The 14,130-nt window shown below is 53.7% G+C and carries 13 protein-coding genes; 5 read left to right on the top strand and 8 right to left on the bottom strand.

Annotated elements, in window-relative coordinates:
* Positions 1–25 precede the first annotated feature (25 nt).
* Entirely contained in the window at positions 26–202 is a 177-nt protein-coding gene (locus tag KO1_RS28010; protein WP_004099329.1) for a hypothetical protein, read from the bottom strand.
* A 790-nt stretch (positions 203–992) separates the two neighbouring features.
* On the opposite strand from KO1_RS28010, the gene KO1_RS04195 reads away from it, so the two are divergent.
* From KO1_RS04195 to KO1_RS04180, 4 genes are read left to right on the top strand one after another with little or no spacing between them, the layout of a single operon-like run.
* On the top strand, positions 993–1,802 hold the full coding sequence (locus KO1_RS04195) for an ABC transporter substrate-binding protein (RefSeq protein ID WP_004099328.1): 810 nt from the start codon (positions 993–995) through the stop codon (positions 1,800–1,802).
* A 13-nt stretch (positions 1,803–1,815) separates the two neighbouring features.
* Positions 1,816–2,634: an amino acid ABC transporter ATP-binding protein gene (locus tag KO1_RS04190; RefSeq protein ID WP_024273814.1), complete on the top strand. Its 819-nt coding sequence runs from the start codon at positions 1,816–1,818 to the stop codon at positions 2,632–2,634.
* Entirely contained in the window at positions 2,631–3,383 is a 753-nt protein-coding gene (locus tag KO1_RS04185; RefSeq protein ID WP_004099326.1) for an amino acid ABC transporter permease, read from the top strand. Before KO1_RS04190 ends, KO1_RS04185 begins: the two co-directional genes overlap by 4 nt.
* On the top strand, positions 3,373–4,056 hold the full coding sequence (locus tag KO1_RS04180; RefSeq protein ID WP_004099324.1) for an amino acid ABC transporter permease: 684 nt from the start codon (positions 3,373–3,375) through the stop codon (positions 4,054–4,056). Before KO1_RS04185 ends, KO1_RS04180 begins: the two co-directional genes overlap by 11 nt.
* Positions 4,057–4,247: 191 nt before the next feature.
* Here KO1_RS04180 and ecpR (KO1_RS04175) read toward each other — a convergent pair whose 3' ends face one another.
* From ecpR (KO1_RS04175) to ecpR (KO1_RS04145), 7 genes are all read right to left on the bottom strand, one after another.
* Positions 4,248–4,790, bottom strand: a complete 543-nt coding sequence (gene ecpR, locus KO1_RS04175) for an ECP biosynthesis operon DNA-binding transcriptional regulator EcpR (RefSeq protein ID WP_004099323.1) — start codon at positions 4,788–4,790, stop codon at positions 4,248–4,250.
* Between the two features lie 687 nt (positions 4,791–5,477).
* Complete coding sequence (locus tag KO1_RS04170) at positions 5,478–6,182, bottom strand: fimbria/pilus periplasmic chaperone (RefSeq protein ID WP_004099322.1); 705 nt, start codon at positions 6,180–6,182, stop codon at positions 5,478–5,480.
* Positions 6,151–7,764 (bottom strand): fimbrial adhesin EcpD, encoded by a 1,614-nt coding sequence (gene ecpD, locus KO1_RS04165; RefSeq protein WP_224227117.1) that lies wholly within the window; start codon positions 7,762–7,764, stop codon positions 6,151–6,153. The genes KO1_RS04170 and ecpD overlap by 32 nt, the downstream gene beginning before the upstream one ends.
* 19 nt (positions 7,765–7,783) lie before the next feature.
* Positions 7,784–10,312, bottom strand: coding sequence for a fimbrial biogenesis outer membrane usher protein (locus KO1_RS04160; protein ID WP_004099320.1), 2,529 nt, complete (start codon positions 10,310–10,312; stop codon positions 7,784–7,786).
* Positions 10,313–10,337: 25 nt separating this feature from the next.
* Positions 10,338–11,006 carry an EcpB family pilus assembly chaperone gene (locus KO1_RS04155; RefSeq protein ID WP_004099319.1) on the bottom strand — a complete coding sequence of 223 codons (669 nt, stop codon included), beginning with the start codon at positions 11,004–11,006 and terminating at the stop codon, positions 10,338–10,340.
* A 60-nt stretch (positions 11,007–11,066) separates the two neighbouring features.
* Positions 11,067–11,654 (bottom strand): common pilus major fimbrillin subunit EcpA, encoded by a 588-nt coding sequence (gene ecpA, locus KO1_RS04150; RefSeq protein WP_004099318.1) that lies wholly within the window; start codon positions 11,652–11,654, stop codon positions 11,067–11,069.
* Positions 11,655–11,808: 154 nt separating this feature from the next.
* Positions 11,809–12,351 carry an ECP biosynthesis operon DNA-binding transcriptional regulator EcpR gene (ecpR, locus tag KO1_RS04145; RefSeq protein ID WP_004099317.1) on the bottom strand — a complete coding sequence of 181 codons (543 nt, stop codon included), beginning with the start codon at positions 12,349–12,351 and terminating at the stop codon, positions 11,809–11,811.
* 931 nt (positions 12,352–13,282) lie between these two features.
* On the opposite strand from ecpR (KO1_RS04145), the gene phnC reads away from it, so the two are divergent.
* The gene (phnC, locus tag KO1_RS04140) at positions 13,283–14,125 is read left to right on the top strand and encodes a phosphonate ABC transporter ATP-binding protein (RefSeq protein WP_004099316.1); all 843 of its coding nucleotides are present in this window, start codon (positions 13,283–13,285) and stop codon (positions 14,123–14,125) included.
* Positions 14,126–14,130 lie beyond the last annotated feature (5 nt).

The following is a 14,130-nucleotide window of genomic DNA, read 5'->3' as shown; positions in this document are numbered from 1 at the left end:
GTAGGCTTCACGCGTCCTGCGCCGCTCAGTATGTTTTATCATGGCGAAACCACCTTGTTTCAACGTTGCCGAGCTCAATTCCGTAGAGACTGGCGACCGGTAATATTGCCTCCATGATGCGTTGGGTATCCTGCTGCCCGGCTTCACCGTCAGATAAAGAAGCCAGCCAGCCCGTTATGCGTTGCCACAGCGCCACTTTCATTTTCTCCTCCGTCAGGAAGCATTTTTGCCTGGGTCTATTTCAACCACAGTTGACGGCGAGCGGGAAATATCAATTCCGGATTAGTAATGCTGCGGGATGCATATTGGGGCCTTTCCCGGATTGCGACGTAAACGTCTTATCCGGGCTACTTTTCCTCGGTTTGGTAGCCCGGACAGGCGCGTCAAGCGCCGCCTCCGGGAGAGTTTCATACAGCAGCGGAGATATCTCTGAAACAACGTGTTATGCAGCGATGCCCTGGCCCCCGCTGAAATCGGCGAACCGGAGGACCGAAGACAAGGGCTGGCCGCCAGGGATGGCGGCCAGAGGCGAATCGAGACACGACAAAATTGCCTGGAGCAATTTTGAACAGCGCTTGCGCTGGCCCCGTAGGGGCGAGTCCCAGGGATGGGACGAGTAAGGTCGAGTTGAGCCGACCGCAGGCTGAGGTCCGGGAGGTGAGCGCAGTGCGCAGCACCGATTTCTTTGCGGGACCGCGGGGATTGTAAAGGGGGAGACGGTTTTCTCCCCCTTTTCCCGTTCACGTACCTCGATGAGGCATTTTCTGCGACTTGATGGTGAACGGAACCCCTCTACACCCTCCCGGAGGCGGTGCTACGCACCTGTCCGGGCTACTTTTCCCCAGCGTAGTAGCCCATCCGGTTAAACAATACCCACAGTTTTGTTAAGTTCTTTTTTGTTATAGATAAGAACTTTTTCTTCTTTGCCGCCGATGGGCGATTTGTGGGAGCGTGATAAACACAAAACAAAACAGGGATTCAGGGGAATAACAATGCGCATTGCAAAAACAAAAATCGCGCTGGCGCTGGGCATGCTGGTGCTCGCCGCGCAGGCTCAGGCCGATCAATTAGCCGATATCAAAGCCGCCGGCGTGGTCAAAGTCGCCACCTTCGACGCCAACCCGCCGTTCGGTTCGGTAGATCCGAAAACGCATAAAATCGTCGGTTACGACGTGGACTTCGCCGAAGCGCTGGCCAAATCTCTCGGCGTTAAGCTGGAGCTGGTCGCCACTAACCCGGCCAACCGCATTCCGCTGCTGCAGTCCGGCAAGGCCGACCTGATCGTCGCCGATATCACCATCACTCCGGAACGTGCACAGGTCATTGATTTCTCAACACCTTACTTTGTGACCGGCCAGCAGTTCCTCGTTCCGGCAAAATCACCGGATAAGCTCGATGATTACAGCAAAGCGCGCATCGGCGCGGTAAAAGGCACCACCGGCGAACAGGCGCTGCATCAGCGTTTCCCGCAATCGCGCGTGCTCTCTTATGATGATATTCCGCTGGCGCTGACCGCCCTGCGCAACGGCAACGTGCAGGCCATCACTCAGGACAGCACCATCCTGGCCGGACTGCTGGCGGAAGCGCCGGACAAAGCTAACTTCAAAATCATCCCCGACCTGCTGAGCAAAGAAGAGATTGGCGTCGGCGTGAAGAAAGGCGAACCGGCCCTGCTGAAAGCGGTCAATGACGAGCTGGTCAAGCTGGAGAAATCCGGTGAGGCGGCCAAAATTTACGACGTCTGGTTTGGCCCGAGCACCAAAACCCCGCAGCCGCGCGCCTTTACTATCGAAGCGAAATAAGCAGAGAAAGATGATGTTATCGGCTCTATTTTCACGCTCCGCGGCATCGTCCGCGGATTTTTCGCATCTGCAGCGCGCCAGCATTGAGTTTCGCGATGTTGCCAAAAGCTACGGCGACCATCTGGTGCTGAACGGCGTTAACTTACAGGTTGAACCCGGCGAAGTGGTGGCGATCCTCGGCCCTTCGGGATCGGGCAAATCAACCCTGATCCGTCTGATCAACCAGCTTGAATCACTCAGCGGCGGCGAAATACTGATCGACGGTAAACCGACAGCGCAGCTCACCGGCAGCGCTCTGCGCCAGCTGCGCAGCCGGGTCGGCTTTGTTTTTCAGCAGTTTAATCTCTATGCCCACCTGACGGCGCAGGAGAATATCACCCTCGCGCTGGAACGCGTTCACGGCTGGGGCAAAAGCGCCGCCCGCGAACGCTCGCTGGCGCTGCTCAACCAGGTCGGCCTTGCGGATAAAGCCCGGCAGATGCCGGCCCAGCTCTCGGGGGGCCAGCAGCAGAGGGTGGCGATTGCCCGCGCCCTCGCCTCCTCGCCGCAGATTATTCTGTTCGATGAACCCACGTCGGCGCTCGATCCGGAGATGATCGGCGAAGTACTGCAGGTCATGAAAAACCTCGCCCATAGCGGGATCACCATGGTGGTGGTGACGCATGAGATGCAGTTCGCCCGCGAGATTGCTGACCGGGTGGTGTTTATCGACGGCGGCGATATTCTCGAAGTCGCGCCACCGGCCGAGTTTTTTGCCCGGCCGCAGCACGCCCGCACCCGCCGTTTCCTGCAAAAGGTGCTCGATCCGCTGCACCAGGAGAGTGAGGCGTGATCCCGCATCTCGACTGGCATGGCGTGCTGAGCGGGCAGCCGCTGCAATGGATCATCTCCGGTTTTCTCACCACCGTCTGGGTCAGCATCGCCGGGATGGTTCTGGCGACCGTGCTGGCCATCCTGCTGCTGGCACTGCGTCTCGGGGGCGGCAGGCCCGGCCGTTGGCTGGTGGCGGCCTGGGTTTCACTGTTCCGCAATACGCCGCTGCTGGTCCAGCTGCTGTTCTGGTATTTTGCCGCCTGGAATCTGCTGCCGCTGGGGGCGCGGGATTTTATTAATGACGATCGCAGCTGGTCGATTCTTCCGGGCAACGTCTGGTGGCTGACGCCGGAGTTTCTCTGCTCAATGTGGGGACTCGGGGTCTTTACCTCGGCGTTTCTGATTGAAGAGATCGCCTCCGGGCTGCGCGCCGTTAGCCACGGTCAGCGGGAAGCAGCGCTGTCGCAGGGGTTTACGCCCTGGCAGGAGCTGCGCCACATTCTGCTGCCGCAGGGGCTGGCTAACGCCTGGCAGCCGATTATCGGCCAGTATCTCAACCTGATGAAGCTCTCTTCGCTGGCGAGCGGTATCGGCTTTGCCGAACTGACCTATCAGGTGCGGCAAATCGAGAGCTACAACGCGCATGCGCTGGAGGCGTTTGCCGTCGGCACCGCGCTGTATCTGGCGCTTGGGGTGCTGATGGGCGTGGCGCTGACGCGTCTCGGTCCGGGAAGAGCTCAGCAAAGGAGAGCCGGTTATGAACGCTAATCTGGCGGTCATCGTTGATAACCTCGATTATCTGCTGTGGGGGCGGCTGGCGGACGGTATCCCCGGCGGCGTGGTGCTGACGCTGCTGATGGCTATCGGCGCCGCCGCGCTGGCGCTGCCGGGCGGCGTTCTGCTGGCAGCTATCGCCTGGCGCTACGAAGGGATCGTGCGGCGGCTGCTATTTCTGTGGGCGGAAATTATTCGCGGCATCCCGCTGATCTTCGTGATTTTCTGGCTGTGGTATCTGCTTCCTATGCTCACCGGCAGCGATCTCCCGGGCGCGGTCACCGTCACGGTGGCGCTGGCGTGGTTTACCGCCGCCTCGGTGATGCATTCAGTGCTGGCGGGCCTGCAATCGCTACCCCGTGGGCAATACGAAGCAGCGCTGACCCAGGGTTTCGCTCCCGGGCAAACGCTGCGCCTGATCCTGCTACCGCAGGCCCTGCGTAACGTTCAGCCGTCGCTGGTTGGGATATTTATCGGCCTGCTCAAAGACACCTCGCTGGCCTTTATCGTCAATGTACCGGAGCTGACTACCGTCGCCGGGCAGGTCAATAACCGGGTGCAGATCTACCCGCTGGCGATTTTTGTTTTTACCGGCGCGGTTTACTATCTGCTGTGCTGCGGACTGAGTCTGCTGGCGAATCGCCGATATGGGAGAGCGACCGGGTAGCCATCGGCCGTGGCGCGGTGAAGGATTATCGCGCCACGCTGCGTTTCCTGAGCAACGCGTCTCTTCTGCGCCGGAGCAAGGTTGCTTGATACTATTTCAGGTAATATATTGATTTATATAATATATTATTTACGACCCATAACATTTACGCTCGCCCGGCGAAGGGATAAACGACCCGCCGAGCTTAAATCTCAGATGGCTAATTTATTTATTTTAAAATCCAGTTTCACCTCCGCGTTACGCTGATGGGTATAAACCGTTTTGACGCTGCAGTTCTCAATTTTGGCAATAGATTTCGGCTGTATCCCCTGCGCAAGATGACCAATGATTTGCATCTCTTTACGGGTCATTTTTCCTTTTTTTATATCACTGCGGCGAAAACGACCGTTTATGGCTCGGGTCAGCTCATGGCGAATAGCGTATAAGGATTCCGTATAAACCACGCCTCTGGCCTGACTATTGAAATACCAGTAATTGGCCAGCGCCTCCAGCCTGGTTGCGGCAATTAATATCACCTGTTTTTTCTCGGCGATTTTCAGCCATTGGTGTTCATGGCTGATAAAGTGGCTCATAAATTTAGGGCTAATATTAATAAACATAAACCCGTCGCGTAGTTCATCCAGAGATGGGTAGATCAAATCGCGGATATCAAAAATAATCGTGGATAATCCGTCAACAAAGTAGCGATCTTCTCTCGGCCAGATACATGACCGTAAATCAGTGAGATAGTCCATATATCACGCGCTCCTCATCCATGATTTGCCGCTTTCCTTAACGGGAAGAGTACAAAGGAAGGCGACTCCTCTGCGCAAAAAACGCCACTAAACATATATAAGATGAATAATTCAGATTCTATATAAAACAAAATAAAACATATGCATGGCATATAATTTGTATTTAAATGCGCAATCACAATATGAAACAGCCACTTTATGTTTCAGAAGTTATGTGTTTAATTACCACGAGTCAATATGAAGGATGGATGAAATGGCACTTCACAACTAAGAAATTAGAACCCCTAAAATAAAATGATAAAAAAATTTAGAGTCTCTTAATTAACTTAAAAATAAAAAATCGCAGAAAAACCATTAATTACAACGAGATAGAAAAAACATGGCGCTTGAAAACAATTCTCAATTCATCTAATCCAGGAATTTACCCACCAGCCATTAGGAATTTTCTTAGGAAAAACCATATTAATAGAAAAAATTCATAGCCGGAACGATAAAGACAATTAGCATGAATTATTTAATGATGGAATATCATATATATTCGGGATACGAAAACATCATTTCATCACGTATCAAAGCGGACATAATGTTGATATTTTTTCGGCGCAAAATAACATCAAAAAAACATAAAAAATCAAAAATAGATCATTCTCAATGATGAATGTTATCCGGATGGCGAGCGCTGCCCGGCTACTTCACCGGACAGTCTTTTGTCATTTTAATAAATTTGTCGTTATAGATAATGTAGTGGTTCCCCGGCTGGCGCAGCGAAGCCTTGCGAACAACGTCCCCGGGCCGCAAATACCATGCATCCCCTTCCTCTTCCGTGGTATCGCATCCGGGCTTGATCAGCAGCTTAAACCAGGTATTGCCGGTGTTGCTGACGGTCCCCGCCGCGCGATCGTAAGCCCATTTGAACTGTACCTCGCGCGGGCGAACGACGAGGATAGTGTCCATGACCACCACCGGATCCATACTCACTTCCGTACCGCTTTGATTACGCATTACGTAATTACGGGTCGGAATTTCCCGGAACGACACCCGATAATAGCGCTCGCGGTTATCTTTCGGGCCGTGGTAGTAAAACTTAAAATATTCGCTCTCCCCCGCCTGTAGAGTGAGCTGACGCGGGGCAAACAGCAGCTCGCCGTCCGCCGGACGGGAACGCACCTCTTTGCCGCCGGGGCGGTCGATAGCGACGATAGAGACACGATACAGCCGGGCGCTTTTATTGTTGTTGATAACCCGCTTAGCAGCGAAATTGTCTTCCGCCGCCAGCGAGAAGGTTAAATTCCCCACCGAGATAGCCTGCGCTGCTGTCGCCAGTCCCAGCGACAGCAGGCAGATCAGCATCCGCAGCAAATTAGTTAATGTTACGCCACGTCGCCTGGACATGAATTTCTCCTGAAGCACTCACTTCACCAAACCAGCCGTTATCATCCACCGTTCGCAGCGATATCGCATTATCCATCGGGATGGAAAACTTGACCGTCGTTTTGTCCATCTGCCCGACATCGCCGGAAATATCCGTCCATGGCGTGGTTAACCACAGAGCATCGGTCATATCGCGCCAGGTATCATCGCATCCGGCATCGTAAGTTTTGGTTGACCCGGTCTGCGTCGTAAACGCCAGCGTCGCCGGGAACGGCACCTTCGCCGTGCCGTCGGGTGAACTAAAAATACAGTATGAGCGCCCGCCAATAACCTGCGCCGGACCGGTAACTTTAATCAGCACCTCGTCGGCGGCGGTCTTACCGCTGGTCGTCACAATATAGCCGAAATCCAGCGACGGCTCGCCGCTGCCCACGTAGCCCTCGCGGGTCGGCGCCGAGGTGTACTCATCGGAAATAATGCTGATGCTGAAATCACGCGGCTTAATTATCAGGGTATTGGAGGTTGAAAACTCGTACCAGCCTGACTCGGGCGAGGTGGTGTTATAGAAACGGAAATTAAACAGATCTTTGGTATTCACGTCGCTGATACCCAGCGTCACCATCTGCTTAAAAAAGTTGCTTGAGAAGAAGACATACACTGAATCTGATGATTTCATCTCATTAAACGTATAGTACTGAGAGATGCCGCTCACCGGCTTCCATGAGTTGCCGTCGAGGCTGAACTGCATATCGTAGCTGCCCACCGCGGAGGCCAGCGCCGAGTTGCTGATAGCCGGGAAAATATGAATTGAGGTATTGCTGAGGCCGTTGGTTTGCAAATTGTAGTTCACCATTTTGCAGCTCAGACCGGAGCGGGTACCGATAGTCTGGGTGCGACAGTCGGCATTGCCTTCGCCCAGCGTCGGAACCCCGTCGCTGTTGATAAACACTTCCGCCAGCGCATGGGTGTTAATCAGCTTCAGGTTTGCCGCTTTAGTATGGGTGACGTTACGCACGTACCAATACCCTGAGGCCTGATCTTTGCAGCGTGCGCCGCTGCTGGCATCGTAGCTCACCGACGTCATGCAGGAGTTGATGGTCATTGAGAAGCTGCTGCCCACCGACATCTGCTGCAGATACTGGTAGAAAGCATCGGACATCATGCCGTGCATCCACTTTTGTCCGCCGGTGGTTACCGTCGCGCCATAGAAGCCGTTGGCATCGGTAGTTTGCGGCAAGATCAGGCTGGTGGCCATATCGCAGCCCGCATACCAGTTGATACAGCGCAGGCCGAGTAAAGGGTGCGAAGCCGGTGAGTTATCCAGCCACATATCGAAGAACCAGTTGGCGTACAGGCCGGTGTTATAGCCGTTGTCGATATAGCCCAGGCTCTGCTGATAAATGGTGCCCGAGCCGTTATATTTCAGCCCGGTCCAGCGGTTAGCCCCGGTCATACGCGGGTCCAGAGCGCCGCCCGGGGTGACAAAGAAGTTATCATCCGAGTTGTTTTCCACGAAAACAAACTGCATGGCCGCCGCATCCGGCCAGGTAGTTTTGGTGACCGCGGCGTTGACCCGCGTCACGCACAGCGCCGCCGTTAACATCACTAAACATGCCAGCCACTTAGCTTTCATTACCTTCTCCTGTCGGCTGCACGCGGGCATAGGTGGAGAGGCCGCTACAGACCACATCGCCCACCCATACCGCGCCGCGCGCCTGGCTTAGCTCCAGCGCCACTTCGCAGCTCTGGTTTTTACCGTAACTGAAATCGATGGTGGGATACTTTTTATCCACGTCCATCACAAACTCACCGTTCTCATCGGTGCGGGTACGACCGATATGGTTATTAATCCGCGCATTGGCCAGCAGCGTGCCGTCTTCCGCGCGAATGCGCCCGGAGACCGTGACCATCTGCTTCACTTCCGGCTCAATCACCGCCACGTTCCCCGGATAAAGGGTCAGCTGGCTCTTGCGCCCGGTCACGATATCGTAGCTGTCGAGCGAATTTTTACTGTTCTGCAACTCCACTTCATAGCGGCTGTAGGGCGACAGCGGCAGGTAGTTGCGGTTGCCGGAGAGCTGAACAATGCGACCGTTAACTTTGGCGCTCAGCTTGCCGTCATTTTCCAGTCCGGTGTTGAAAATCACCCCGGCATTGCCGTCGGTGCGGCCGCTGGCGGCGATATTTTTCCCCTGCCAGCCCACGCTGCCGTTGGCGGTCAGGTTGGTGTTCACGTAGCCATCCACGCCGCTGTTCACGTTCAGCGTACCGGTGGAGTAGCGGGTATCAAACTGAGCATATGCGCCGCCGCTGAGGGTTTTATCATCGCCTGTGTCGCCGGAAATCGCCCGCGAAACGTTGGCGCCGATGGTACGGATGGTGCTGCCTTCATCAAACTGTTTACGCGCCGACAGGTTGGCCATGGTGTAGCCGTTCTGATGGGTCATCCCGGCGCTGAACCAGTTGCCGAGCGGCAGCGAGAAATCGAGCGCAATATACTTCCCGGTGCTGGCGCTGCTATCGCCGTTATTAAAGCGCTGTATCCCTGCGCGCAGGCCCAGCGATCCCCAGGATCCGGTATAAAGCGTCTGGTAGTAATCCGCCGTGTAGTAGTGGCTGTTATAGCGGCGGTCATCGTTATAGCTGATGCTGAACGTCCCCAGTTTTGACCAGAGTGAATTGAGATTCAGCGTACCGCCGATAGCCCGGTTGTCGGCATTACTGCGCCGAATCCGGTCGCCAATCTGCGTTTTTTCCTGGTTGACCCACACCGAGCTGAAGCCGCCGGGCAGCGTGGCGCTGATGCTGCCGATGCTGCTCCACGAGCTGTCGCTGGCCAGCATATTCTGCAGGTTCACGTTAATGGACTCAGTGATCGGCAGGGTCAGGCGCGTCTCGGCGACGGCGTTGTTATCGTAACCGTAGCCGGTCGCCGCCCAGCTTAAGGTGCTGAGCGAACCGGAAGCCGAGGCGCCCGCCAGCCAGCTGTCTTTAGCCGGAAGCGTCTTTTTACCGCTCTCAGACCAGCGGTCCATATGGAAGCTGCCGCCCCAGAACTGCCAGGCCAGCGGCGCGCCGGCGCCGCGTCCGCGGCTGAACAATTTATTGACCCGCTGGGTACGTTTGCTGACCACCCGGCCGTTCACAATGACTTCAACCTCGACATCGTAAATGCCATACGGCAGGCCGCGCGTGTCCACTTCGTGGTTACCCATGGCAAAGTTCTGCACGCTCATCAGGCGCCCGTCGCGGGTGAGATGCACTTCCCCGGCGGCGGGTAAAAAGGCGACCACCGGCGTCGCCGACTGGGAGTTGTCGAACACCGTTGAACTGGCCTGGTTGCCCCATGAGGCGCCGTAAATCTTCCCTGCCGAAACGGCGGTCATCGGGCCGAGGGACTGTAAATTCCAGGTATCCAGCATCCCGCCCGCAAAACGATGGCCGGCAAAATCGCGTTCATACATCGCTTTATAGACTTCGCTGTCCTGATTGCCGGAGCCTATACCGTACAGCGAGCCGTCGAGCACCACGTGATGCTCGCGCAGCGCGGTGACGTTGTTCAGCGACAGATAGCTGGAGGTATTGTTGCCGCCGTTGCGCATCTGGTTGTTATATACGCCGAGGTTATAGTTCATCGTGCTGCTGAGGGTATTGACGCTGGACTGACCGATATCTTCGCTGCGCGAACGCAGCACGGTACCCAGCGCCTCCTTTCTCACCACCAGCTGCAGCAGCAGCTGGCGCAGGCTGAGCTGTAGCTGCGCATCATCTGTCAGACTAATTTTGAGTTCTTTAGTGAATGCTTCATTGGCCAACGCGGTCAGCTGCTTTCGGGTCTGTTCGCTGACGGTGGCATTGTTATCGTTCTCTTCCAGCTGTATTTGCCGGACGCGCAGTACGCCGTTATCCAGCCAGATAAAAGCGTTGCCGATGCGCTGATCGTCCTGGGTACCGTTGCTGCCTTCGAGGTGAATAAACAGAGGAATGCTCATTCCGTCCTGCAGCGCCTGGCTGAAGGCCTGAGGGATAATGACGCCGCCGATTTGCTGTACTTTGTCAGCCGCGGCGGAAACGCTGAGCGGAACAAGCAAGATGGCCATGCCAGAGGCAAGGAGCACTTTAAGTCCTGGGGCAATCCCTGGTATAAGCATAGTTTTGGTCCGTCAGCACAGTTGTCTATTTCACGGGAACAAACTGCTCGCCCTGCCAGAGCGCGACCCGTCCTTTTTTGTCAGCCACATTGACGCGCGTAAAGCGGCGCTCTTTTCCGGGCATCAGGAAGTAGTTTTCTTTGCAATCCTTACCATCCGCCGGTTTCAGGCACGGCCCATAGGCCAGAATGCGCAGGGTGGCGTTGCCGGTATTGGTCAACGTGCCGTTGGCGTACTGATAGCGGTAATTCACTTTTCTCGGGGCCACCACCAGGATGGTGCCGATGCGTGCCGAAGCCGTGGCTACCGCGCTGCGGGTCGAGCCGTTGCGCTGGGCATCGCTGAGCGCCTGATCGAACCAGACGATGCGGTAATAGCGTTCTTTATCGTCCGCCGGGCCTTTATAGAAAAAGCGAATCACGTCGCTGGCCTTCGCGGGCAGCAGCAGGCTGGCGGGGGTCAGTAAAATCTCGTCCTGCTTATCCATCGGGATCACCTTACCGCCATCCAGCGGCGAAGAGAGGCGTTCCATATGGATGTTGATTAAGCGACCGCTGTCGGTCGTATTTTTGATCTCTTTGCTCAGCGTGCTGCTGTCGCTGTTCATAAACGAAGAGATATCGCCCACATCCAGCGCCAGGGCAGGCGTCATTGTGCTGAGCAACAGGCCGATGGCCAGAATGTGTTTTTTCATATCATTTCATTCCGTGAAAGAAAGCAGGGGGAGAACCCCCTGCCTGGTGCTACGAGAGGATCAGCTGGTCCAGGTGGCGTCGAACTGTACGCTGACGTCACCGCTCCAGATACCTTCCGGTAGCGTGCTGTAGTCAGTAACGGCAGTTGTGCCGTTGGTGGTGCCGCTGATGATGGAGAACGTGAAGCCGTCCTGAGCGGTGGTGCGACCAGCGGTGTTATAGCCGTTAGACAGCGCGCTGAGGTTGCCGCCCAGGGTGCCCGCAGCGGTGTCGATCATGACGGTGTCAGCCGTTTTTTCGACCGCAGCGCCGTTGTAGTCAACGCCCACGCTCAGGGTGGAACCAGAGGTATCCAGCTGAGTCAGGGTATTGGTGATCAGACGAGAGGTCAGCTTGAATGCGGTCGCGGTGGTGTCACCTTCAATAGCCACATCAAACAGGCCTTTCTGTGAGTTAAAGCCTTTAACCCCTTCAGCATACTGGAAAGCCAGGCTGCCCAGCGGAGTCACAACCAGCTTGCTGGTTGTGTCTTTTTTGGCGGTTGCGGACCAGGTAGCGACTGCCTGAGCAGTAACGTCAGCTGCCTGAGCGACACCCATACCGGCAAACGCGGTTACCAGAGCAATTGCAAGAACCTTTTTTTTCATAGCTTTTTCATCCTGAGTTTATTAAGGGACCTGATGTCCCACGTCTGTGTGCATTCCCGCCATAGTTCAGGCCGCATCATTATTATCTGCGACGCAAATTATTTTGGGTGTTACGACCTGGTGCACAATTTTTAAATACAACGTTTATTACTAATTACAGCGCTAACTTATATATTTTTGAATACAATTTGGCCTCAGCATTTCGCCGATGGGTATAGACTGTTTTCACACTACAATTCTCAATTTTGGCGATAGATTTCGGATGCATTCCCTGCGCCGTCATACGAATTATCTGCATTTCCCGGTTAGTAATTTTATCTTTCTTTATATCTTTACGTAGAAAACGGCCATTGATAACGTAAGCCAGCTCCTGACGAATATCCTTAGCTAAGTCTACGTAGACCACGCCTCGAATGGAGCCATTGTAATACCAGTAATTGGCCAGCGCCTCCGAGCGCCTTGCAGCAATAAGTACAATCTGCTTTCCTTTCATTTCAGCCAACCACTCATTATCGCGGCGGATAAAATAATTCAGCGAACTGGCGCTAAGGTTAATAAATACAAATTCCCGGCGTACCTTTTCTAGTGAAAGATAGATTAAGTCATCGATATCCAGAATAAGCTCAGCGAGACCTTTTAAAAAAAAGCTATCATGCGCCGGCCAGATGCACTGATCTAAAGAATATTTATAATCCATATAGTGTTAAACCCCATAGTCCTGGAAATCTTGAACGTATCACAACACTGCTGATAGCCCAGGCCTGCAAAGTCTAATTCAGCAAATTCCCTCTTATAAATATATCCAATCTAAAACCACAAAATAGTATTGCTTGAGGCAAAGAACACTAAATGACTTGCTTGTTTCTTGTGTCACCAAATTTAGGATTTTTCGCCATGTGTGTCAATAAGTGCGCTGGGGGCTAATTACCGACCAGGTCAATTTAAGCCTGAAGAATAAAAATAAGGATATTGAGTTAAACACAAAAAGTATTTGTTTTCATATGGTTATTGGTGGGATATGCGTCGATTCTTAAGTGAATATTATATGTTCCAGGATCTTAGCTATTAGCTGTTAAGACTATTCTTAACCACACTTTCATTCGAAAAAGCAAAAAAACCGAAGAAATTCAAAAAATAAGAAGAAAAAACCAATAATCAATACAAAAATAGTGGTTAATTTCATTAATTAGCGTAAATAATGAAATTATGCTCCGCACAAAAGGTATAGTCGCCGACAAAAAATTTAGCGCGGTGAATCGTAAACAAGCACGAAAAGATTATCTATTCGGTTAAATCGACGCAGAAAGAAGATTTGCACGAACATCCTGAGGCCTTGCTTTGCGCCAGCGGCAATAAAACCGTTGCGGCTAATGTCGCATAAAACGCGGCATCTCTATCAGATGAAATACGTATCATTCTTAATATCGTACGCATAGCGTATTAAAGGTAGGCTGAGTATTTTCAGACGCCGGATTGCCGATGCAAAAATGTGATCACTGACGGAATTTTTCGTCATCCGTTACGCTGACTCACCGGTTCGTTCACTATTTGTTCGCCTTATTGTCATCTGGCAGTCATATAAAACACCATTAATAGTGCCCAGTTTACTGACGAATCTGGACGCACTTATGAACAGTTCCCTGGCTGCGGTTGCAGAAACCGATTATCAACCGTTTACGCCGCCGTTTATCGACCGGCAGCGTAAGGTCCTGAGCGTACGCAACCTGAGCAAAGCCTGGCGCGCGCAGCAAACCGTACTGGATAGCATCAGTTTCGATCTGCATGCGGGCGAATTGGTTGGCGTGATCGGTCGCTCCGGCGCCGGAAAATCGACGCTTTTGCACGTCATTAACGGTACCCATCGCGCCAGCGGCGGCGAAATCCTCAGCTTCCCGGAAGGAGGGACGCCGCAGGACGTATCAAAGCTGTCCGGGCGGGCGATGAACGCCTGGCGTAGCCAGTGCGGTATGATTTTCCAGGATTTTTGCCTGGTTCCGCGTCTCGACGTGTTGACCAACGTGCTGCTGGGACGCCTGAGCCAAACCTCAACCCTGAAATCATTATTCAAAATCTTCCCCGACGCCGACCGCGCCCGCGCTATCTCCCTGCTGGAATGGATGAATATGCTGCCGCATGCGCTGCAGCGAGCGGAAAATCTCTCCGGCGGCCAGATGCAGCGCGTGGCCATTTGCCGGGCCCTGATGCAAAACCCGGGGATTTTGCTGGCCGATGAACCGGTCGCCTCTCTCGACCCGAAAAATACGCAGCGGATCATGAATGTCCTGCGCGAAATTAGCGAACAGGGCATCAGCGTGATGGTAAACCTGCATTCGGTGGAGCTGGTGCGAGAATACTGCACGCGGGTTATCGGCATAGCCAAAGGCAAGATTATTTTTGACGACCATCCCACGCAGCTGAATCAGGATATTCTGCATCGGCTGTATGGCGATGAAATTAGCCAATTGCATTAATTTCA

The organism is Klebsiella oxytoca NBRC 105695, assembly GCF_001598695.1.
In the GTDB taxonomy this organism is placed as follows: domain Bacteria; phylum Pseudomonadota; class Gammaproteobacteria; order Enterobacterales; family Enterobacteriaceae; genus Klebsiella; species Klebsiella oxytoca.
The sequence above is the reverse complement of the archived record's forward strand: the minus strand, read 5'-3'. Positions and strand labels throughout refer to the sequence as shown.

Bases quoted from the DNA above. Each gene is read 5' to 3' on its own strand.
- KO1_RS28010 (WP_004099329.1), bottom strand. From the start codon at position 202: ATGAAAGTGGCGCTGTGGCAACGCATAACGGGCTGGCTGGCTTCTTTA.
- KO1_RS04195 (WP_004099328.1), top strand. From the start codon at position 993: ATGCGCATTGCAAAAACAAAAATCGCGCTGGCGCTGGGCATGCTGGTG.
- KO1_RS04190 (WP_024273814.1), top strand. From the start codon at position 1,816: ATGTTATCGGCTCTATTTTCACGCTCCGCGGCATCGTCCGCGGATTTT.
- KO1_RS04180 (WP_004099324.1), top strand. From the start codon at position 3,373: ATGAACGCTAATCTGGCGGTCATCGTTGATAACCTCGATTATCTGCTG.
- ecpR (WP_004099323.1), bottom strand. From the start codon at position 4,790: ATGGACTATCTCACTGATTTACGGTCATGTATCTGGCCGAGAGAAGAT.
- KO1_RS04170 (WP_004099322.1), bottom strand. From the start codon at position 6,182: ATGTCCAGGCGACGTGGCGTAACATTAACTAATTTGCTGCGGATGCTG.
- ecpD (WP_224227117.1), bottom strand. From the start codon at position 7,764: ATGTTAACGGCGGCGCTGTGCGTGACGCGGGTCAACGCCGCGGTCACC.
- KO1_RS04160 (WP_004099320.1), bottom strand. From the start codon at position 10,312: ATGCTTATACCAGGGATTGCCCCAGGACTTAAAGTGCTCCTTGCCTCT.
- KO1_RS04155 (WP_004099319.1), bottom strand. From the start codon at position 11,006: ATGAAAAAACACATTCTGGCCATCGGCCTGTTGCTCAGCACAATGACG.
- ecpA (WP_004099318.1), bottom strand. From the start codon at position 11,654: ATGAAAAAAAAGGTTCTTGCAATTGCTCTGGTAACCGCGTTTGCCGGT.
- ecpR (WP_004099317.1), bottom strand. From the start codon at position 12,351: ATGGATTATAAATATTCTTTAGATCAGTGCATCTGGCCGGCGCATGAT.
- phnC (WP_004099316.1), top strand. From the start codon at position 13,283: ATGAACAGTTCCCTGGCTGCGGTTGCAGAAACCGATTATCAACCGTTT.